At 46.0% G+C, this 22,276-nt stretch carries 14 protein-coding genes and 1 pseudogene; 9 read left to right on the top strand and 6 right to left on the bottom strand.

Annotation, left to right across the window (positions count from 1 at the left end; genetic code table 11):
• Positions 1 to 17 precede the first annotated feature (17 nt).
• Together RIE73_RS20240 and RIE73_RS20235 are read left to right on the top strand one after the other, a co-directional pair.
• The gene (locus tag RIE73_RS20240) at positions 18 to 371 is read left to right on the top strand and encodes a hypothetical protein (protein WP_446402892.1); all 354 of its coding nucleotides are present in this window, start codon (positions 18 to 20) and stop codon (positions 369 to 371) included.
• On the top strand, positions 361 to 1,836 hold the full coding sequence (locus RIE73_RS20235) for a hypothetical protein (protein WP_446402891.1): 1,476 nt from the start codon (positions 361 to 363) through the stop codon (positions 1,834 to 1,836). The genes RIE73_RS20240 and RIE73_RS20235 overlap by 11 nt, the downstream gene beginning before the upstream one ends.
• A 170-nt stretch (positions 1,837 to 2,006) precedes the next feature.
• Here the strand turns inward: RIE73_RS20235 and RIE73_RS20230 are convergent, their stop codons facing one another.
• The gene (locus RIE73_RS20230; RefSeq protein WP_446402890.1) at positions 2,007 to 3,992 is read right to left on the bottom strand and encodes a protein kinase domain-containing protein; all 1,986 of its coding nucleotides are present in this window, start codon (positions 3,990 to 3,992) and stop codon (positions 2,007 to 2,009) included.
• Between the two features lie 246 nt (positions 3,993 to 4,238).
• On the opposite strand from RIE73_RS20230, the gene RIE73_RS20225 reads away from it, so the two are divergent.
• The gene (locus tag RIE73_RS20225; protein WP_446402889.1) at positions 4,239 to 4,832 is read left to right on the top strand and encodes an FHA domain-containing protein; all 594 of its coding nucleotides are present in this window, start codon (positions 4,239 to 4,241) and stop codon (positions 4,830 to 4,832) included.
• Positions 4,833 to 4,840: 8 nt separating this feature from the next.
• Here RIE73_RS20225 and RIE73_RS20220 read toward each other — a convergent pair whose 3' ends face one another.
• Entirely contained in the window at positions 4,841 to 5,416 is a 576-nt protein-coding gene (locus RIE73_RS20220) for a hypothetical protein (RefSeq protein WP_446402888.1), read from the bottom strand.
• A gap of 153 nt (positions 5,417 to 5,569) precedes the next feature.
• Here RIE73_RS20220 and RIE73_RS20215 point away from each other — a divergent pair, with 153 nt between their 5' ends.
• A complete protein-coding gene (locus tag RIE73_RS20215; RefSeq protein ID WP_446402887.1) occupies positions 5,570 to 7,669 on the top strand; it encodes a mechanosensitive ion channel domain-containing protein in 2,100 nt (699 codons plus the stop codon).
• A gap of 197 nt (positions 7,670 to 7,866) precedes the next feature.
• Here RIE73_RS20215 and RIE73_RS20210 read toward each other — a convergent pair whose 3' ends face one another.
• Positions 7,867 to 8,223, bottom strand: coding sequence for a DUF5615 family PIN-like protein (locus RIE73_RS20210; RefSeq protein WP_446402886.1), 357 nt, complete (start codon positions 8,221 to 8,223; stop codon positions 7,867 to 7,869).
• Positions 8,224 to 8,230: 7 nt separating this feature from the next.
• Positions 8,231 to 8,554: a DUF433 domain-containing protein gene (locus RIE73_RS20205; protein ID WP_446402885.1), complete on the bottom strand. Its 324-nt coding sequence runs from the start codon at positions 8,552 to 8,554 to the stop codon at positions 8,231 to 8,233.
• A 183-nt stretch (positions 8,555 to 8,737) separates the two neighbouring features.
• Here RIE73_RS20205 and RIE73_RS20200 point away from each other — a divergent pair, with 183 nt between their 5' ends.
• On the top strand, positions 8,738 to 9,058 hold the full coding sequence (locus RIE73_RS20200) for a DEP domain-containing protein (protein ID WP_446402884.1): 321 nt from the start codon (positions 8,738 to 8,740) through the stop codon (positions 9,056 to 9,058).
• Between the two features lie 44 nt (positions 9,059 to 9,102).
• Here the strand turns inward: RIE73_RS20200 and RIE73_RS20195 are convergent, their stop codons facing one another.
• Entirely contained in the window at positions 9,103 to 11,457 is a 2,355-nt protein-coding gene (locus RIE73_RS20195; protein ID WP_446402883.1) for a tetratricopeptide repeat protein, read from the bottom strand.
• A 430-nt stretch (positions 11,458 to 11,887) separates the two neighbouring features.
• Between RIE73_RS20195 and RIE73_RS20190 the strand changes: the two genes are divergently transcribed.
• The gene (locus tag RIE73_RS20190; protein ID WP_446402882.1) at positions 11,888 to 12,289 is read left to right on the top strand and encodes a CU044_2847 family protein; all 402 of its coding nucleotides are present in this window, start codon (positions 11,888 to 11,890) and stop codon (positions 12,287 to 12,289) included.
• Positions 12,290 to 12,862: 573 nt separating this feature from the next.
• Here RIE73_RS20190 and RIE73_RS20185 read toward each other — a convergent pair.
• Complete coding sequence (locus RIE73_RS20185; protein WP_446402881.1) at positions 12,863 to 13,978, bottom strand: hypothetical protein; 1,116 nt, start codon at positions 13,976 to 13,978, stop codon at positions 12,863 to 12,865.
• A gap of 459 nt (positions 13,979 to 14,437) precedes the next feature.
• On the opposite strand from RIE73_RS20185, the gene RIE73_RS20180 reads away from it, so the two are divergent.
• From RIE73_RS20180 to RIE73_RS20170, 3 genes and pseudogenes are all read left to right on the top strand, one after another.
• On the top strand, positions 14,438 to 15,979 hold the full coding sequence (locus RIE73_RS20180) for an FAD-dependent oxidoreductase (RefSeq protein ID WP_446402880.1): 1,542 nt from the start codon (positions 14,438 to 14,440) through the stop codon (positions 15,977 to 15,979).
• Between the two features lie 1,161 nt (positions 15,980 to 17,140).
• Positions 17,141 to 17,797: pseudogene (locus tag RIE73_RS20175) on the top strand (adenylate/guanylate cyclase domain-containing protein); the annotation flags it as partial.
• Positions 17,798 to 18,009: 212 nt separating this feature from the next.
• The gene (locus tag RIE73_RS20170) at positions 18,010 to 22,083 is read left to right on the top strand and encodes a two-partner secretion domain-containing protein (RefSeq protein WP_446402879.1); all 4,074 of its coding nucleotides are present in this window, start codon (positions 18,010 to 18,012) and stop codon (positions 22,081 to 22,083) included.
• Positions 22,084 to 22,276: the final 193 nt, after the last annotated feature.

The following is a 22,276-nucleotide window of genomic DNA, read 5'->3' as shown; positions in this document are numbered from 1 at the left end:
TTTAGGACAAGACTCTGATGAACTACGCCCAAATTATCCTCGGTTTTCGCGAATTACTGGCAGAATCCAACAATTTTGACCGCCAAGCTGGGCAAGACTTACCCCAGTTAGCACAAACTCTGGATCAATTCAGTGATGATGACTTTAACTCCGTTGCTGATGCAATTGTTGACTGGTGCGCCGCCCATCAGCCCTTGGGCGAAACCTTACGAATGGTGGCTGTGCGCTGGACACCGCAAAAAGCTAATCCGGCTGATGAAGAAGGAATTAAGAAAAATATCTCGGTTATCCGGGAAACCGTGAAACAGAAAGCCGCTAACCCACAACCCCCCGCCCCCAATTCTAATCAAACGGTATCGAATGACGACTAAACTCTATGCCCCGAAAGTTTACCTGTTTGCGTTCCACCTGTTCAAGACACCGGATGTTGATGGCAATGTGTCGATAAAAGACCCGGACTTGTTGTGGGATAAATGTCATGATATTTTTGCCAAGTTCCATATCAAGGAACAACTCAACCTGCATTCACCCCAACCTCATAATGATCGGTTTGATTTACTCGATGGCGCAAAACCCAATGATTTTGTCCTACCCATCCACACCGAAATTTCCTATAAAAACGCCGATTTAAAACTAGAAGGGTTTGCCTATCCGCTGCAACTCTATGATAGCTACGGCTTAGGATTAAATCTCGGCTGTCCTGATCCGCCGCTGAACAATGGTCATAAAATGCAGCCCGTCGATTCCTCTGTTTTAGAGGCGTTTAATCCCGATTACTGTTTTCTCCCCGATACCATCCAAAGTTATTTTGGACAAACAGTGATTATTACGGCTTTGCTAAGCGATAACCAAAAACGCCAGGGCGATAAATTCCTAGAAGACTTAGCGAATGAATGTATCCGAGAATTTGCTTATGACCCGCACAAACGCCCGGAACTTTACCGGAAAGGACAATTGTTTGGTAGTCCTATTTTTGAGTATGGTTTAATCAGCACGCCTGATACCTATCGCCATATTTTAGTCTGGTTATTTTCTGACCCAGTAACGGATACCAAATTCCAAGAAGGCTACCAGTTATTACTCGATTTATTTTTCTACAGAAATAAAGTTATCACCGAATTTCGCCATAGCCGAGACACCTATACCGATGCGTATCAAGCCTATAAATATATTCAACACCTGATTCGTCAGACCTTCAACCAACTCCCCCAAACCACCGATACGCTGGATGAAGAGAGTTTAAAGTATCTCAAGGGTCAGTTGAAAGAAATGGCAAAGCAAACGGTTGAATATTCTGATTTGTTACGCGATTTAGAGTCTCGCCGGAACAGTATTGCGATTAATGCGGATAACTATAACACTAAACTGCAACTGATTCAGAATAAGTTCACCTTAGACAAAGATAAAGACATCAGTTTTTTGGATAGCTTTTATCAAGAAAATTGTCAAGTATTTCAAGAACAAATTCAAGGCGACTTAGGCTATTTTGTCCCCGGTGCAAACTTACTAGAGAAAGCCATCTCCTCAATTCGGGGTATTGTTGAAATCGACCAAGCCCAACGCGATCGCATTCGAGAAGACCAAGATAAAACCCGCGAACAAGAAGAGAAAGACCGGGATTATCGCCTAGAACGAACCATCCAAGTTTTGGGTATCGGGTTAGGGACGGGCGGACTGGTGGCGTCCAGTTTTAATCATATTGACAAGCCCTTCTTACCGCCTTTTTCAACCAACAAACCGCACCCGGTTATTTCCACATTCTTCTGGAGTGTATTAGCCGCCCTACTCGCTGGCTTGGCGACGTGGTGGATTACCGGGTGGATGACTGATAAGTAGGGGATGCTGAATAAGTGGTGAGGTGAGGGGAAGCAGGGGAAGCAGGGGAAGCAGGGGAAGCAATGTAGAGACGTAGCATGCTACGTCTGGGAGCAGGGAAAGCTTTCTCTACGGCTCAAAGCATTGATGGCTAAAGGTTTTGGCTTTGTGCAGCAAGCCCTAATTACTTCTCATTTTTTCGCCTCGGCTGCGATTAACATGGTTGCTGCATATTCATTATTGGGTTGAATTTCTAGCGCCTTTTTCAGAGAGGCGATCGCATGATCAAACTGTTCCAATTCCATGTAGGCTTCGGCTTTGTTAATCCAGGCGTTGGCGGAATTGGGTTTAAGCTGAATGGCGCGATCGAGAACCGGAATCGCTTTCTCTGGTTGACCTAATAAAATCAACGCCACACCTTGATTTATCCAGGCTTCGGCAAAATCTGGCTTCAGGGTTGTGGCTTTTTCGTAGAGGTTTAACGCTTCTTGGTGTCGTCCTAACTGATCCAACGCTGCACCTTTACTCCACAAGGCTTCGGGATAATCAGGGTTAATTGCCAAAGCGCGATCGCACGCCTGAATTGCTTCGGTTGGACGAACCTGGGTGTTTAAATCATAGCAGCGTTGCCAATGGGTTTTGGCGGTGGCGGTATTGGGGGAAGGAGAAGCTGAGGGAACGGGTGATGGTGTTGGCTGAACCTTTTTTGGCTTTGGCGTTGGAGTAGGTGGTTTTGGGGGTGCGGGATTTTGAGTTACTGGGGGTGACTTCTGTACAGAAGGGGAGGGAGTGGATTCCGGTGAAGGAACAGGAGAGGGTTGTTGATCAGGTTTTGTTGTATCCGAGGTAGTCTGTTCAGATGGGGGTGACTCTGAATCTTGACGGGGATTCGTCGCTGTCTCATCCCTGGGGGAAGATTCAGGGGATGATGCTGGGGAAGGTTGAGTTGTCGGGTTCGCAGACTTGGCGGTTAATTCTTGACTCTGATGCGTCGTTTTGCTGGTAAATTGGGGAATTAGTAGCGTTGTCGCCACTCCAGCGATTCCGCCAACAATACCGATAATTGCCACAACTAACCACAGATTCAGCCGTCGCTGCGGATTAGAACCCGGTGTAACCACTGTGGGAACGGAACTTCCTGATCCAGATTGGGAATTCCGCTGGGTTTCCAGTAACGGAGTGCTACTGCTGTCTGGGGGGGATGGGGTTGGGGAATCGGTTGGTGTCCAAATCTGGGTGGAGGGTTGTTCTGGAAGTGATGCGGTGGTGTCTGCGGAATCGGCTAATCGTTGGGTTGTATCGGAAGCTGGGATATTGCTGGAGAGACGTTGCAGGGCGTCTAAGGCTTCGGTGGCGGTTTGATAGCGATCGCGAAAGTCATACTGAATCATCTGATCCAGAACCTCCGCTAGGTTGAGACTAACATGAGGGGCTAAATCACGCCACTGAATTTCTCCTGTCTCCGGATTTTCCCGCAGTAGTCGAGGATGTGTCCCGGTTAAGGCTTGAATCCCTAAGATACCCACTGCATAGACATCACTACTAAACCGGGGTTGTCCGCCTAACTGTTCTTTGGGAACATAGCCTTGGGTACCAATGGAAATAGTTAAATTAGTTTGTCCTTGAGGATGACTAAATTGAGTGGTGACTTGCTTTACTGCACCAAAGTCAATCAAGACAATTTTGCCATCCAACTGGCGGCGAATCAGGTTAGAGGGTTTGATATCGCGATGAATCACATCTTGCTGATGCACATACGCCAAAACCTGCAGAATATCCTCTAGTAGGGCAATGGTTTTAGATTCTAACCAATGCTGACCTTTTTTCAATTCCTGGGTGAGGGGATTGCCCAGAATTAATTCCTGTGCTAAATAAAATTCCTGATTCTCTTCAAAATGTGCTAGCAGCCGGGGAATTTGGTCATGATTACCCAGTTGATAGAGGACTTGAGCTTCGGTGTCAAATAGGCGTCTAGCGGTTTCCAGGCTGGCGGCGTCAGTGGTTTTGGGTTTAAGCTGCTTAATCACGCATTGGGGGTGTCCAGGTAAGTGGAGGTCTTGCGCCAGAAAGGTTTGACCAAATCCGCCTATTCCTAGTTGACGCTCGATTTTATAGCGTCCACCCAGAGGTTGATCCGTATTCGTGGATTGAAATCGACGGAAAAGATTGAAACTCATACCCTACCGCTCTCTACAGGAAAACTGAATCCTTGACCTACTATCTTAATTATTTTTAACGATATGATTTGGATAGTGACCGAATCATCTTTATCTTGCTCCAGATTCCTTTACCAAATCGTTGAATTCAATACCCAAAGCATTTGACGTGACAACAGGCGTTGCGGTTTCTGCGAATGCCTGCACGATCACTCAAAAAAAAATGGGAACCATTACTATAGCAGGTGTTCGAGGTCTACCACGTCTATGTATATTCAATTAACCTGGGAAGACCCAGAAATGGGGGAAGTCAAGCGATCGCTCTTAGCTGCACCGATCGCGATCGGTCGAGAATTGGATCAAATGCCAGAGTATTGGGGAGGAGAGTCGGTGTCTCGGTTAGAACTGGCTAACCCAGAGATCTCCCGGTTTCACGTCTTGATTACGGTGGCAAATAACCAAATGTATATTACCGATCAACGCAGTGCTAACGGTACCTTTCTGAATGGGCGACCTCTGCGCCAAGCCAATCAACCGATTTCCTTTAAAGATACCCTACGGATGGGTCCCTATAAAATGACCGCCACTTTAGTCCACAGTAATGATCTCAACGCCACCGCCCAAAGTCCCAATGTATCCAGTTTTACACCGTCGGTGAAGTCGATTCCCCAGAAGAAAGTAGTGATTTGGGTGATTGGGATCGGGGTTTTGTTGTTAACCGCGTTTGCGGCTTGGGCGATAGCTAGCACAATTTTAGAGCGATCGCGCCCTCAACCGTCGCCCACAGCGCCGTCTAGTAGTCGCCTGTTCAATGGAGCGTTTGTGAGAAACGCGGCTCTATACCACCACAGCCGAGGCTGAAGAGAAAACTACAAATCATGAGTCTTTAAGTAGACGACTGGCTGAGACCCTGAAACATCTACCATGACTTCACTAGCCCAGTCTGAGGTATTCAGGAATCCGCCCATAACTTCCTTGGCTTCGTCTGGATTCCACCAAGGAACATCCCTAAGCTCCTGTGAACTGAACGGACGAAATCCTTCTTTTAATGGTTCGGTATATCCAGCATTAGTCAGAAAACTGTCCAAGGCACTTTGATCGAGAGCAAACCGCAGGACGATCAACGTGTCAATACCGGACTCGGTGTGAACTTCAATTTCAGCGGTGTACCAGTAGGTGAAGCCTCCGAGGGCAAAGAACCAGTCCTGTGACTCCGATTTAGTTGCATAGTAGTTGCGCCGCTGACCCTCAAGAGCGAAGCGCATATGTTGGGTTGGATCTCCGGCAGCAATCCGAGAGTTTGCTTCTGCTTTAGCTGTTTCTATCTCAGTTTGAACCCGTGTCTGAAGACCATCTAGATCTCGCAGCATCTGATCGACGTTGACGTTAAGTGGTGTTCCTGTATTGTTAAGATAGTGCCTCATGTGACGTGCGGCGTTGGTCATGCCCAAGGACTCCGCCGTATCAGCGACGCGATACCAAAACTGCTTTTTGAACCGATCTCCGATTCCGGCTTCCTCAACTCAATATTATATTAGTAGCGAGCAAGATGCTCACACTACAACAAGAATTTCGTCATTATTGACATTAAGGTTTAAATGCCGAACAGCTTAGTAGAACTTTATAAAAATAACTCACTCATCAAAATGCTCCCTCGGCTTCCCCTACTCCCCCTACTCCCCCGGCTCCCCCTGCTCCCCCGACTCCCTCTAAGACGTTGGCGGTTTATCCTGTTGGCATTGCTGACGCTACTGCTGACGCTGAACCCATTTCCCAGCTTTGCCCAAACCTCGCCAACCAATCATAATGACAAAGCACCAATCGTGCTAGATGGTCGTGTTTTATTACAGGTCAGAAGTTTAAATAATAATTATACCGCAGAAAATCGAGCAAAGCGGATTAATGATATTTTGGCGCAAGCGGTGCAATCCTCTCAACCTGTCAGCGTTGAAGTGAAACAGACAGAGGATCAAACCACGCTAATTATTCCTTCCTTGCCTGAGTCAGATCATCTGCTTACAGTAACCGATAAGGATGTCTTACCAGAACTTACTGCTTTTCGGCAAGCCCGAATTTGGCAGGGAATTTTGGAACGGGCATTTGTACAAGCCCAATTTGAACGATCGCCCGCCTATATTCGTCAGGCGTTAGGTTTTGTTTTGGGGGCGATCCTGGTGGCGATCGCGATTCATTTGGGTTTGCTGTTTCTGGGGAAATGGGTGTCTCATCGTTTAAGGGTGTGGCTGGGACAACCGACATCCTCGTTTCACGCCTGGGAAGATCCGGCTCAATTCATGGTACGCCTTGCCAGACTGGGATTACAGGGCGGATTATGGATTGCGATCGCCTATTATGTGACTGATTTGTTTCCGGTGAGTCGGATCTGGCGCTATGAGTTATTTGATTTCATCGCTAAGGTTTTTGATATTCTCAATGCGCCTGTAATTAGTTTGGGCAGTAGTAAATATTCTGCCCTAGAATTATCATTGCTTTTGGGCTTAACCATTGGCTTATGGTTTGCGGTTAGTTCTCTCACTAAGCTGTTTAAATCCTATGTGTTAGCCCACACCGGGGCTGAACCGAGATTACAAGAAGTGATTACGGTTCTCACCCAATATCTTCTTACGTTTCTCGGACTGATTGTTCTGTTACAAATTTGGGGGTTAGATGTTGGATCTTTAACGATTCTTGCCAGTGTTCTCGGTGTGGGGATTGGTTTTGGGGTGCAGAATATTGCCAATAACTTTATTAGTGGGATTATTATTACCTTTGAACGCCCGATTCAAATCGGGGATTTTGTCAAAGTGGGGGATTTACTGGGAACTGTAGAACGCATTGGCGCCCGCAGTACGGAGATTTGTACCTTAGATCAAGTGACGATTATTGTCCCCAACTCCCGCTTTTTAGAGAGTGAGGTGATTAATTGGAGTCATGGAAACCCGATTTCTCGGCTGCGAATTCCTGTGGGTGTGGCGTATGGTTCAGATATCGAGAAAGTCCAAACCGCCTTACTTGAAGCCATAAAAAATCATCCCGAAGTGCTGCTGCAACCGCCACCCCAAGTTTGGTTTGAGGGGTTTGGGGAAAGTTCCCTGGACTTTGAGTTACTGGTGTGGACAGGAGAACCGAAGAAACAGTTTAAAGTTAAAAGTGATCTCAACTATCGGATTGAAGCCTGTCTGCGCCGTTATGAGATTGAGATTCCCTTTCCACAGCGGGATTTACATCTGCGATCGCCTCAACTTGAAGAAATTTTTAATCAGTTATTATATCGGGATGCATCGACATCTTCTGGGCGAACAATTGCGCCGACAAATGGGAATCAATCTAATCATACCTCCCCTGCTCAAGCCCAAGAGTCTTTGGCGGCTACGACTGAGACATCTGGAGCAGTTTCTCAGACAATGACTTCAGCGAAAACCATTACGGAGACAGAACTTGAGGCTTTAGTTGCAGCGATGCGGGGTGCAGATGGGGTGGAAATTAAAGACCGCCGTTATCGGGGAAATCTTTATCCGCACTGTTTCATTGGTGCAGAAGCGGTGGAATGGTTAGCGCAACGGATTCAGGGGTCTCGACAAGAGGCGATTCGTATTGGACAAATGCTGATTGATAGCGGGATTATTCATCATGTTATTGATGATTATCCGTTTCAAGATGATTATTCGTTTTACCGATTTTATCGGGATGATTTTTGATCCAGGGGAGTGATAGCGTAGTGCGGCTGGCACAGAATGATAGGGCGCGTAAGCGATCGTTGTTTAACCGATAGTTGAATAACAAAATGCCGAACAACGACAAACCCTCTCTGCGTACCTCTGCGTTAAACAAACATAATCATGATATCAATAACTAGGAGAGTAAAATTTCAGGGAGGTAATGAGTATTGTCAGGTTCAAATGGGTAAGTAAATAATTTGGTCTTGATATTCGTCATCTAAAGCTCCTTCAGCAATAAGTATGAGTTCATTGATTGTTTCACCAATACCCATATCAGGGTTTAAGATAAAAATTCCTGGTACGTGGCGACCTTGACTGAGGTGGTCAGCTAAATACACGGGCATTGAAGTACGATTATTAGTAACTAGAATAAAGTTATGCTCTTCACACCAAATTAGGATTTCTGGATCTAATGTGCTTTTTATCGGAGTAGATGGTTCTCCAACTGCCCGGATCACCAAACTTGGCTCTCGTCGTCGCAGTTGATTAATATAGATTGGATTCATATTTTCATCCATTAGATACCTGAGCATTAGTTTTCTAATGTATTGCCTCACTTTCCGCCTTTAATTGCATGAGTTTTCTCACGACAGGTGATGGATTACGTCGTTGTTCTTGCCGCATTTTTTGCCCCCAGTCTAACCAATCTGCCATATAGTTACTAATTGTTTCTTGATGATGCAGATAATAAAGAATTGTGGCATAAACTTGTTCTAGGGAAAGAGTCGTATAAATTTTGGCAATTTCTTCTGGAGTACGAGCGCGATAAATGTACTCATACAAAATTGTCTCAATTCCAATCCGCGAACCCTTAAGCCGAATATCATTGGGAGCGAGAATATTGAAATAGTCTTCGATTTGCATAGTGGTCTAACTGCCGTTTAAAGTTAAAACGTAAGATATAGCAATATTATACCATTTTGAACTCTTCTGTTTGGTTAAATTCCCGCGATCGCGGAGCGTGTTCTTTCAGAACGTATCGCGCCCTGATCTAGGGACAAATTCATCCTTGAAACAACGAGAGCCAATTTCCGATTAAAACAAAAGGTGTTCAATAATAAGGATGCTGATAATTCGCATTGGTTAAAAACGCTGACGGAGACAGAGCTTGAGGCTTTAGTTGCAGCGATGCGGGGTGCAGATGGGGTGGAAATAAAAGACCGCCGTTATCGGGGAAATCTTTATCCGCACTGTTTCATTGGTGCAGAAGCGGTGGAATGGTTAGCGCAACGGATTCAGGGGTCTCGACAAGAGGCGATTTGTATTGGGCAAATGCTGATTGATAGCGGGATTATTCATCATGCGATTGATGATTATCCGTTTCAAGATGATTATTCATTTTATCGATTTTATCGGGATGATTTTTGACACAGGGGATTGAAAGCGTAGTTTGGATATCAGTGCATTGGAAGCTATTGATTCCATTGTTCGCGCATTCCTTGCAAATTGTCACGGACAGTAATTGTGTTTGGATGGTCATCCCCCAGCAGGCGTTTTTTCATCTCTAAGGCTTGCAAATACAAAGGTTCAGCTTCATCATATCTTCCCTGTGATTCGTAGAGTCCAGCTAGATCGTTCAGACTGGTTGCTACAGAGGGATGGTCATCACCCAGCAGGCGTTTATATAACTCTAAGGCTTGCTGATATAAAGGTTCAGCTTCACTATACCTTCCTTGTGATCTGTAGAGATTAGCCAGATTGTTGAGACTGGTTGACACATGGGGATGGTCTTCTCCTAAACGTTCCTTTGCTACTAATAAGCACTGCTTGTACCAGGGTAACGCTTGTGTATAAAGTCCTTGACCTTGATAAAATCGACCTAAACCAACAAAGGGCAAAATTAAATCCTGATCACTGAACCAAGCTTTATGAGTCGTTGCGGCTTCTGCTAGGTGCGGAATCATCGGGGTGGCTATGACAATATCATCTTTAGTTGGCGTTTCAGGAATTTGCTGTGCCGCCTTAACCATTCCCTGGCAAAACTGTTGTTTAAGTTCTGATGCTTCAGTTAACTCTTCTAACTTCCCGTTCAAGAATTCCCGAATCAGTTGGTGCAGTTGATAACTCTCTTTATCTACCCGTTCCAATAAGCTCCGATTCACTAATTCATCATCTCTACTATCCTCTAACTCTTCTATATCTTCCTCTGACCAGCATTTTTCTACCCATGCCCAGGGAATGGGAGCTAAGGCAAATACACTCAGAAAACAAGCTAATTTCTGAGCCTCTTGACTCAGTTCAACCCAACTCAACTCAAATGCCGCCTCAACTCCCAATTGTGCGGTCATGTCCCCATCTGGATTCCTTAGAGAACGGTGCTTTAACTCCAAACGTTGGCACATTTTCTCTACTGACAAATCAGGCTTACGCTGTAAATACCGCCCCACTAATTCCAATCCCAAGGGTAAATAGCCTAATTGTTGACATAGACGTTTTGCCTGTTCCGGTTCCGCCTCTATTCGTTCTTGTCCAATCAATGACACGAACAGAGCGATCGCTGCTGCTTCAGTCAGTACATCCAGATGTATCCGTTCAAAAGATGCCCCTAACCTTTGCCGTCTGGTGGTAATCAACACCTTAAACCGGGATTCCGCAGGAGGGAGATAGGGTTTTATCTGCCGATAATTTCGCACATCATCAAAAATAAATAGAACATCCCCTCCCCGCCAATGTCGCCAGCAGAAAGCCACCTGTTCAGCTAACTCTAACCCATCGGGTAACTGTAAATCTAATTGAGTTCGAGCAAAACTAACAATCTGAGTTCCCACAACTCCATCCCCCGCCTGTATCCAGCACAAGCCACTGGGGTAGGTTCCCTGTTTCTGGTGGTGTAGAGCATATTGCAAAGCTAATTCAGTTTTACCCACGCCTCCCATCCCAGCTACCGCACAAATCGCGATGCGCTCAGTTTGCTGTAACCTTTGGTGCAGATTTTCCAGAACTTCCGCGCGTCCCACAAATTCAATCACACCACTATGCTTTAAATTATGGGGAGAAGCTGCTAACTCAGTTTTCAGCGTCTCTGACTGGGGTTGTCGTGGTGTCAGGCAACGAGTAAGATGAATCGGTGTCCCAGAATTGCTACAAATCGGACGTTGGGGAAACGCTGAACCCATTTGATGGAGACGATCCACTACCGTGTGATTCGTCACCCACCGTTCTGACTGGGGTTCCAGCGCCTCTAGTAACGCCGCCGTGAACGCACTATGACTTCCATCAATCCCCTCGTATGCTACCTCGAACTCTCGTGATGCAGCAATGAAAGAGCGATCGCGTGCTTTCCCTCTATCTCCTGGATCAGCTTCAGCAAAATTGAGAACCTCCCCACTGTAACAGCAATCCAGGATAATAATTTGCTGTCGCACCTCACTTTCCAGCAGCAAGTCACGTAACCACTTGAAACGTAATCCCCAGTTTCCCCCCTCTGGATTCACATCACTGCTAGCTAAAAACCCTTCCTGAATCCCCCGATTTTTCCGCAATCCATGCCCAGAAAAGTATAATAGCGCAGTATCAGGGACAGACCGACCCTCTGGCATAAACAATTGTATAATGGCGTCTTCTAGCTGACTCAGTGTTACCTTGGTTTTCTGACCCACCCGAATCCGGTTATTCTGCTTATCCTTAACCCCTGGGAGTCGGGTAACAATAAACTCACCATACTGTTCGAGTCGTTGAGCTACTGCCTCAGCATCTCCCCCTGGTGCTTGCAGGGGATTCAATCGGTCATACTTATTTATACCAACAACCAAGGCATCCCGACTCATCGCCAACAATTTTTATTCCTGTTATTTCCTCATCATGACAAACTTTCGGCTGATCGTCTCCAACCATTAATATTCGTAGGGTGCGTTAGCGAAGCGTAACGCACCATTTTAATGGGTACGTCACACCATTTTAATGGGTACGTCACACCATTTGAATTGGTGCGTCACACCATTTGAATTGGTGCGTTACGGCGCACGGGTGTTCTGTTAGGAACAAAACTAAATAAAAACTATGCGCCTAACGCACCCTACACCTAACTATGCGCCTAACGCACCCTACACCTTTCTATGCGCCTAACGCACCCTACACCTAACTATGCGCCTAACGCACCCTACACCTTTCTATGCGCCTAACGCACCCTACACCTTTCTAAAAGGGAAAAGGGGGATCTATAGTAAATAATAACCAGTGCCACCCCATCAAATAATTATGCCTCAACTCATCCCGATTAAACTTGACGATCAAACCATCATCTATATCGAAGCCACAGACGAAGTAGACATTCCAGACATCACCGCAGAGGAAGAAGAAGAGGAAGAGGAAGAAGCCTTAGTTGACAAATCTGGTCGCGTCGTCGAAGCTCAAAAGCAGATGGTGCAGAATTTCCGAGCGATTCAAGGCACAATTCGAGCGTACACCATCTACACGTTAAGCGCCTTTAAAAAAATGGCGATCGCCAATGTCAATAAAGTTACCCTAGAATTTGGTATCGAGCTGGGTGGTGAAGCTGGCGTTCCTTATGTCACCAAAGGAACAGCTAAAAGCAATCTAAAGATTACCGTCGAATGTTCATTTCCTGACTCAACTGAACAGGACGCTAATCGCAAATAAGTGTAACTTGCTGATGACAGTTTGAAGACAAACCTAATCAGACTTAATAAGAGATCCCCCCTAGCCCCCCTTGTAGATCCCCCTCCCGTCCCTCTTTTTTGATCCCCCTTCCGTCCCCCTTAAAAAGGGGGAGACCAAATGTTGCTTCGCTTTTTGTTTCATGGGGAAGCCAGCGGATGCTTCGCTTTTTGTTGCACGGGGGGAATAATAAATGGAATCAAAGTCCCCCTTTTGAAGGGGGATTTAGGGGGATCTAAACTGTGAGCGCTAGTTATACAAAGTTTTAAGTTGACACGGATGGGCAATGCCGTACCCCTACTATAGGCGTTTGGGCGTAAAGCCTGTGTTTGTTTCGAGGGTGTTGGGTAAGCTGTTCGGCATTTAAACCTTAATGTTAATAATGGTGAAAGCCTTGTAGTGCGAGCATCTTGCTCGCTACTAATACCCAATTTAAATGCATGACAGCTTATATACCTCTAGTGTAGCTTGTTAGTGGAGATCCTTGCATAAAGGATTCATTGACGCTTTAGTTATATTCTCATAGTTGTCTAATCAAAAAAACTTTTTACCCTGCTACATCGATGAATAAACCTGCTGTGCCATTTCTCTCAATAATCGCTGATTATTTTGATAGACTTCCAGATACAAATTCGCCGAGTCACCTTCATCCGTTTGCAAACGATAAACCGTATCGCCACGACGGAACGAATTCTCTGGATCATCCTGCTTATGTTTCACAGTAATTGAATCTCCTGTTCGCTTCGATTGTCCCAAATAATATTGACCCGACTCACCCGCACAGATAGCAAAACGATAGTTGTCCGTTTCCCCAGCCGTTCTTAAGCTAGTTTCTTGGGGACATTGGTTATATAATCCCGTCTGTTCTACTTCAGCTAGCCGATAATAGGCTGTGTCTCCAGAGTTTCTAATATAACCCGTTTGTTGGAGGAATTTGCGTAAATCCTTAAAGAATGACTCTCTGTCATTTCCTTGATAAGCTTGACGAACACGCTGCCAACCATCTTCACTTTGACCAAGCATATACTTATCCGCTAAATAAGCGGCTAATGCTCCTCTAGCCACACCGGGATAATCTGTTTCTGTATAACGCTGCCAGAGTTGATAGGCATCATTGTAGATCAGTTGCGGATAGCTGCGCGTTACATCTACCATCTTGCCATTGCGATACTGCCAAATTTGCAAGGGAAAGGATGAACCCGCATAAGACGTAAAAGCGTAGGCAAAGCTATCGTCCCGCGTCAAAAATTCAGGAATGTTATCTTGATTTAAGTCCTTAAATTCATAACCCGCATTCCCCCAAAACTGTTCGGTTAGAGTATAGGCATCTTGAGCCGCATCGTAGCGATAAATCATAGAAACCCAACAGCAATGCGCTCCCCCCGTATAGATGTCTAAAATAACTTCGGGTTCGGGGTTAACGTCTAAGTTGCGGACTTGCAAATCCGTCAACCGACAAATTCCAAACTCTGTTAATGACGATTGATTCAGTAAAATTTCTCCATCCCGACTGATTTGTAATTGGGCGTCATCTAAACAAAAGTCTTGGCTTTGATAGGAAAACTCAGCTCGAACATTTCCCGATTCAGCGGTTTTGGTTTCGGCTACAGCCGGAGTCGCGAATCCCATAGAACCGATAGCGATAATAGCGAATAAAAATAGTTTGTTCATTTTTCAGATTTAAAATAAGGGAACAGCGAACAGAAGGAATTGAGGGTTCAACTTGAGAGTTTGTAGTCAGCGCTTTAGCGCTGCTGGCACGCTTCGTGCCTACTACGAACCCCGTTTAAATCGAATGTCAACTGACTTGAGAGTTTGTAGTCAGTGCTTTAGCGCTGCTGGCACGCTTCGTGCCTACTACGAACCCAGCTTAAGTCGAATGTCACTGACTTAAGGTTGGTGGGCAATGCCCACCCTACGGTATATTACTGGTTTCGGCGATCCCAAAGGCTTATTTCAGTGCTATTCAGCTTAAGTCGGAGTCATTCTGCCGAGGTCATGTTCTATTGAACCGTTATATCATTGCCTTGTTCCTTACCCTCTGCCATCTGCCTCCTGCCTCCTGCCTTCTATCTTTAACCCCTCGCAGATTAGGATGTAGAGGGAGCATCTGTGCCAAACGAGAGAGTCATGAGTCAAACTGAACACATTCTTTCCCAGTTACCGGGAGATGTCTTGGCAGGCTTGCGGAAGGCTGACCAATTCTGGCAAGCGTTGCGAGACGGTACCACACCGATTCCCCAGGTGGTTAAGGAATCAACAGAACCTTTGGGAACCGTCGATTGGGATATCGTTATCTGTGGCGGTACCTTAGGCATTTTCCTGGGCGCTGCGTTGCAAAGGCGAGGCTGGCGCGTCGCCCTATTGGAACGGGGAATTCTGCGGGGGCGGGATCAAGAGTGGAATATTTCCCGCCCAGAACTTGAGGTATTCCTGGAACTTGACCTGTTATCACCCGAAGAATTAGAAGAGGCGATCGCATCTGAGTATAACCCAGGTCGGGTGAGTTTTTTGGGGGGAGAGGATGTCTGGGTGCGGGATGTCCTGAATATTGGCGTTGACCCGGTTTTCCTCCTGGATACCCTCAAGTCCAAGTTTCTCGAAGCTGGGGGTCAGCTTTTGGAAAAAACGGCATTCGCGGGGGCGGTGATTCATCCCGATGGGGTGCGCGTCGAGGCGGCGGGTGGATTAAACACTCGGTTACTGATTGATGCGATGGGTAACTTCTCTCCCATTGTTAAACAAGTGCGCCAGGGGGAAAAACCGGAAGGCGTTTGTCTGGTTGTGGGTAGTTGCGCTCAAGGCTTTACCCAGAATGATACAGGAGATTTAATTGTCTCTTTTACACCGATTCAGAATCATTGTCAATACTTTTGGGAAGCCTTTCCCGCCAGAGATGGCAGAACTACCTATCTATTCAGCTATCTCGACGCCCATCCCCAACGCCCCAGCTTGGGGTTTTTTATGGAGGAATACTTCCGGCTATTGCCCGACTATCAAGGGGTGGAACTCTCCCAACTTGATTTTAAACGAGTGTTATTTGGCTTTTTCCCATCCTACAAAGACAGCCCCATCAGAATGCCCTGGAATCGAATTTTGCCTGTGGGTGATAGCAGTGGCGCTCAATCCCCCGTCAGTTTTGGCGGATTTGGTTCCATGGTACGTCACCTCAAACGTTTGACAGAAGGCATCCAGGACGCCCTTAGCGGCGACATTTTGACCCAAGACGCCTTGAATCTACTGCAACCCTATCAGCCAAATATTGCCGTTACCTGGATGTTTCAACGGGCGATGAGTGTGGGCGTTGAGCAAAATATACCCCCCAATCAAATCAATGCGTTGCTGAGTGGTGTTTTTCAAACAATGGCACAGTTGGGGGATGACGTACTGCGTCCCTTCCTGCAAGATGTAGTGCAGTTTTCTGGACTATTCCAAACCCTGACACTGATTTCCCTAACTAAACCCGGACTGGTGACGCCTGTGATTCCCCAAGTTGGGTTAACCACCCTGTTAGATTGGATGGTGCATTACATAAATCTGGGTGTCTACAGTGGCTTATATCCATTAGGACAATTGATGAGTAAACCCGTAAACCAATTACCCCCGACTCCCCAATACTATTACCACCGTTGGCTGGATGCATGGCGCTATGGTTCTGGGGGGGATTATTAATCGGACGTTGCATAGGATGGTGGGGGAGATGGGGAGGCTGTAGAGACTCCTCATGCTACGTCTCTACAAAATTAAATGCTGGGTCATTAGTCATTGGTTATTCAAAGGCGACTTCGGACTAAGGACAAATGACGAAGGACTAAATAAGAAGGGACTATGAAGATATGGAAGCGCCTGACTGGAGCTGGGCGCAAACTTAGCATCACCACCAAGTTTGCGTTGGCATTTATTGCGCTACTGTTGTTAATTGGTATTGTCTCAATGACAGGCTTTGTCTCGCTGCGGCAAATGCGTAATGAGACTAAAGCGGTGCTTCTGACCAGTATTGAGGTGCAACGACACGGGTTTGAAATGGATGCCGCGTTACGCAATGCCCGTCGCGTGGAAATTGATTTCTTTTTACGGTGGCCCAGTATTAATTTTTCCAGTACCAATCTAAATGACTTTCGCGACAAGCACCGCCAAGAGATTGAAAAAGTTATTGATATTAGTAGCCAACTGCAAGAGCTTCTGGTTCAGGTGCAGGGGGGCATATTTAAACGGCAGAGTAATCCGGATTTAGTCGAGTATGTGGAAATTGTTGAGCAATATTCTCGCAGTTTCCAGGAAACGGTGGGTTTGGTGAGTAATTTGGCGATTGATAATGTTGGGGTTCTCGAACAACTGGAACAAAATTTAACCCTATTGCAGAAACGCTTGGAACTAGCCGATGCTCAAGAGTTTCTGGGATTAGTTAATCAAATGCAATCTTATGAAAAAGAATATTTATCCACTCGTGAACCTGCCAGAATGGAGTTGCTGACGAAAACAGCGCAACAGTTACGTGAGCAAATTAACGCCAGTGCTAAGTTTGATGAAACGGAACGCAGACAGGCATTGAGATATCTTGATGCTTATCAAGCGGTTGCCGAAGAGATCGTGAAACTGGATCAGGAAATTCAGGACAAAATTCGCAATTTTGATCAACAGGCACAGAGACTAGCGAATAAATTAATCGACTTGGCGCGTGTGGAGGCAGAGCGATCGCGTCAAATAATTAATGACACCAGTGATACGGCGACGGTATTATTAGTGGCGGCTGTGTTGGTCGCATTAATTGCGGCAGTAATTATTGCCAGACAGTTTGCTTCGGCGTTAAAAACATTGGATCGGGAAACGGCAAAATCCGAACATTTACTGCTGAATGTTTTGCCAGCACCCATTGCTCATCGGTTGAAGCGAGAAGAACGGACGATCGCGGATCACTTTAATCAGGTGACGGTACTCTTTGCCGATATTGTCGGGTTTACTGAGTTGGCGTCTCACACCTCACCGATTGAGTTGGTTGAGATTTTGAATGTAATCTTCTCGGAGTTTGACCAACTGGTTGAGGAACACCATTTAGAAAAGATTAAGACGATTGGCGATGCCTATATGGTGGTTGGCGGGCTACCGATGCCGATGCTCAACCACACCGAAGCGATCGCGGATATGGCGTTGGATATGCAACGGGTAATTGAGCAATTTTGTCAAGAAACCGGGAAATCCTTTAGTATTCGCATTGGTATTCATACAGGACCGGTGATTGCGGGGATTATTGGGATTAAAAAGTTTATTTATGATTTGTGGGGAGATACGGTAAATATTGCCAGTCGCATGGAATCTCACGGGTTACCAGGGAGTATTCAGGTAACGGAAGACACGTATAAGCGCCTCAAGCATCGTTATCATTTTGAAGATCGTGGTCCGATTCAAGTGAAAGGAAAGGGGCAAATGAATTGTTATTTGCTCACCGGGAGAAAGCAGAATTCGCCAACGATTGAATATGTTGAATTATAAGGGAACCGGGACAAATGACCCATGACCGATTTAATCGTCTAAGCAAGATCCCCGACTTCTTGGAGAAGTCGGGGATCTGTCTGTGTACAAGGCTAAAGCCCTGACGACAAACCCAATCCATGAAAATTCCGTAATTCTACGGTAGCGATCGCATTTCTCGATCTGGCTTAATTTGAATATCAGTAGGAATACGGAGTCGGAGACAGGGTGTCATGGTCAGATGCAGGCAAAGTCAATCACGTCGGGGAATCCGTTTAGCCGCAGGAGTGGCGATCGCGTGGGTTCTATCCCATTGGACAACTCCGACTTTTGCCCAAGTTATTCCGGATTCTACTCTAGGGGGGGAAAGTTCTGTGGTGACGCCAGATGTGATCATTCAGGGACTTCCCACCGATCAGATTGATGGGGGGGCGATTCGAGGTGCGAATCTGTTCCACAGTTTCTCGGAGTTTAATGTGGGGGAGGGACAACGGGTTTATTTCGCTAATCCGACGGGAATTGACAATATTCTCAGTCGGGTTACGGGTATGGATATTTCGGATATTTTGGGAACCTTGGGGGTCAAGGGTGGGGCAAATTTGTTTCTGATTAATCCGAATGGGATTGTTTTTGGTAAAAATGCCCAATTGGATGTTCAGGGGGCGTTTGTGGCGTCTACCGCAGCGGAGTGGGTGTTTGAGAATGGCACAGAGTTTAGTGCAACGAACCCCCAAGCACCGCCATTACTGACGATTAACCTGACGCCGGGATTGCAATATGGCTCGAATTATCAAGGCGCGATCGCCAGTTCTGCTACTTTAGCTGTCGCAGGGGATTTGATTCTCGCGGGTCGAAATCTTGACCTAGAGAATCAGGTACAAGCTGGGGGGAATTTGACTCTATTGGCGACAGATACGCTGACGGTGCGGGATAGTGTAGCGAGTCCGTTTATTGCTTCAGCGATGGGTCAACTTTTGGTGCAGGGAAATCAAGCGGTTGATGTTTTTGCTTTGAATCATCCCGATAGTGGGTTATTTTCCGGTGGGGATATGGTGCTGCGTTCTGGCAATACGGTTAGTGCAGATGCTCACTTCTGGAGTGGTGGAAATTTTCGGATTGAACAGTTAGATAGTAGTTTAGGGAATTTGTCAAGTCCTTATGACCCGATTATTGCTTCAGCGAATGATGTTGAATTTGGTAATTATACAGGTGCTTCCCTACATATTTTAGCTGGAGGTCGGGTGAGAATTACAGGAGATATTGAGATTGATAGTGCGGATAATGCTACGACATCGATTAGTCCTGATGCCCCGGCTCCCTATAATGATCCAGCGCTTAGAACTATTACGCTTTCAGATAATACCACAACTATTTCAATTGATGGTAGTGCTAGACCAACGTTGGATATCCGGGCTGGAATTGATTGGACATTACTGCCAGGAGGGATACCAGGAAATACAGTTTTGCCTATAACAACAAACCCGACTCCTACTTTTGGTACAGGTGCAACAAATGCCAATATTGAAATTACAGGGAATATTCGGATTACTGAGCCAGATGGATTCGTTCTTTTAACCAATCAGTATAGTTCCAACGGATTATCAGGTGACATTGAAGTCGGAATGATTAATACGAGTAGCACTGTTGATAACGGTGGCTCAGTTTTTCTCGATTCTCGAAGCGCTCTTGCCATCACTGGCAATGTAGATTCTTCTTCTTTCACGGCTGCTGGCAATGGCGGCAATATTACCCTTTTTGCAGAAGATGCATTTTCTATCTCAAATAATGTTCTTGTAACTAATCAAATTAATGGTTCTGGTATAGGTGGTGATATTAATGTTAAAGCCAGATCAGTTTCCTTAACTGATGGGGCAAGGATTTGGGCTGTAAATGCTGGTGACGGTCAAGGGGGAAATATAACCATCACTGCCACAGATTTTGTGGAAGTAATAGGTATCTCCGCCAGTGGTCGAGATAGTTCTTTAGCTTCTCTTCCTACTGGTACTGGATCGGGTGGAGACATAGCCATTGAAACAGGACGGTTAATTGTTCAGGATGGAGCTGGGATATTAACGGTTACGAATGGAGCCGGTCAGGGGGGAAATTTGACCGTGAATGCCTCTGAGTCTGTTGAATTGAGTGGTGCGCCAACTAATGTACTGTATAGTGGCTTATTTGCTGGGACTGTCGATACTGGAAATGGTGGAGATATCACAATTGAAACCAAACGGTTGATTCTTCAAGATGGGGGAGAAGTTGCAGCTTCTAGTAATTTGCAGACTGACGGTGGTGGTTCCGCCGGAAATATTACTATATTTGCTTCCGAGTCTGTGGAAGTTCTGGGAAGATCAGTTGATTCTGGACTGCCAAGTGGTTTGTTTACTTTCACTTTCGGCTCTGGAGAAGGAGGAAATTTAGCAATTAACACAGGCAAATTCATAGTTCGGGATCGAGCTTCTGTTGCTGCGAGTACTAATGGTAATGGGAACGCAGGAGATTTGGAAATAGTTGCTTCCGAGTCTATGGAAGTTATCAATGCAGAGGTTCGTGCCAGAACAACAGTTGGTTCTGGAAATGCTGGTAATTTGGAGATTACGACTAACCAATTAATCGTGGGGGAGGGAGGCTTAGTTTCAGCTAGCACTTTTGGTCCAGGTGAGGCGGGAACGTTAACAGTGAATGCGGATGATTTTGTCCAGGTTATTGGTACTTCCGCTGACGGTGAAACGTCCAGTCGTTTGTTTTTGGATTCTACGGGTAGCGGTAATGCTGGAGAATTGGAGATTAATACAGGAACATTAATTGTTGAAGAGGGCGGGCGAGTTTCTGCAACGACATCCGATCAAGGTCAAGCAGGAAATTTAACGGTTAATGCTGATTCTGTGCAAGTTATTGGTACATCGGCGAATGGGGAAAAGTACAGCCGCTTGCTATTTGACACGTCAGGTTCGGGTGATGCTGGAATATTAGATATCAACACGAATCGGTTAGTGGTTCGAGATGGGGCGAGAGTTTCTGCGGTTACTACTAGCACGGGTGAAGCCGGGAAACTTAATGTGAATGCTTCTGAATCTGTTGAGGTTATTGGGACAGCATCTGATGGGATAACTTCCAGTCGCTTATTATTTGATTCGTCGGCTTCTGGAACGGGAGGAAATGCGGGAGAATTAACCATTGATACAAGTCGGTTAATTGTCCAAGATGGAGGATTGGTTTCCGCGACAACGGCGAATACGGGTGAAGCGGGAAAATTAACTGTAAATGCGTCTGAATCGGTGGAAGTTGTTGGTACGTCACCGAATGGTCAAACCCCTAGCCGTTTAGTCTTTGATTCGTCGGGTTCCGGTAATGCGGGAGAGTTGAAGATTGACACAGAACGATTAGTTCTCCAAGGTGGTGGAGAAATATCTGCGACAACCTTTGATTCGGGACAGGGCGGAATTATAGAGGTTAACGCTTCAGAATCCGTAGACGTTAACGGTTCAGGAAGTGGCTTATTTTTTGAGTCTCGAAGTTTGGCAAATGCCAGAGGAATCACGCTGAATACGGGTCGTTTAACTGTGGAAAATGGCGGACAATTAACCGTGAGTGGGAGTGGTTCTGGCACGTCTGGGGATTTGGAGATTACGGCGGATTCGATCTTTTTAACCAATCAAGGACGCTTGCGGGCAACAACGACAGCTAGTGAAGGGGGGAATATTCGTTTAGATGTGACCGATTCTATTATTATGCGCTTCAATAGTGAAATTGCGGCGGAAGCCTTTGGTACGGCAAATGGGGGTAATATTACGATTAATGCTGGGGGAATTATTTGGGCGATTCTCTCAGAAAATAGTGATGTCGTGGCTAATGCATTTGCGGGTCAAGGTGGGACAATTTCGGCGACGGCTTTACTGATTGAAGGGTTTCGCCAATTTGAAGACCGCCGCACTCCAGAGAGTGATTTCACGGCGAGTTCTGAATTAGGAATTGATGGAACGGTAGAGGTTAATACGGAAACTCGCCCTCAACTGGAACCTTTACCTCAGTTACAACCTGTAGACCCAATTGAAGCCCGATGTCAAGTGGGTCAACGGCGTGGAAGCAGTGAATTTATTATTTCTGGGCGCGGGGGTTTACCGCCTAATCCCATTAATAATGGGGGTTATAATCAGGGTTGGGTTGATTTCCGTGATCCGATACGTTCGAGGGACAATCGGGTGAATTCAGGGGGAAATAATCCGCAAACGGAGAGAAAATCGACTCAAATTATTGAAGCGCAAGGATGGATTATTAAGGAGAATGGAGAGGTGGAATTGGTGGCGTAAGTTCCGAATCCGACGCTGTATAGTTCCTGGCAAACCCCGATTTGTCCTGTACCGAATGACGCGATTGTCCCGTAGGGGCGCACCGACGTGCGCCCTGGATAGCCAGAAACACGTTTAACTCTAATATCTGACAATAACAAGACTTACGCAGCTACACCACATATCGTGGCAAAGGTGCGTTACGCTACGCTAA

This window comes from Coleofasciculus sp. C1-SOL-03 (assembly GCF_040220555.1).
Lineage (GTDB): Bacteria > Cyanobacteriota > Cyanobacteriia > Cyanobacteriales > Coleofasciculaceae > Coleofasciculus.
This window is presented reverse-complemented; position numbering and strand designations above follow the sequence as displayed.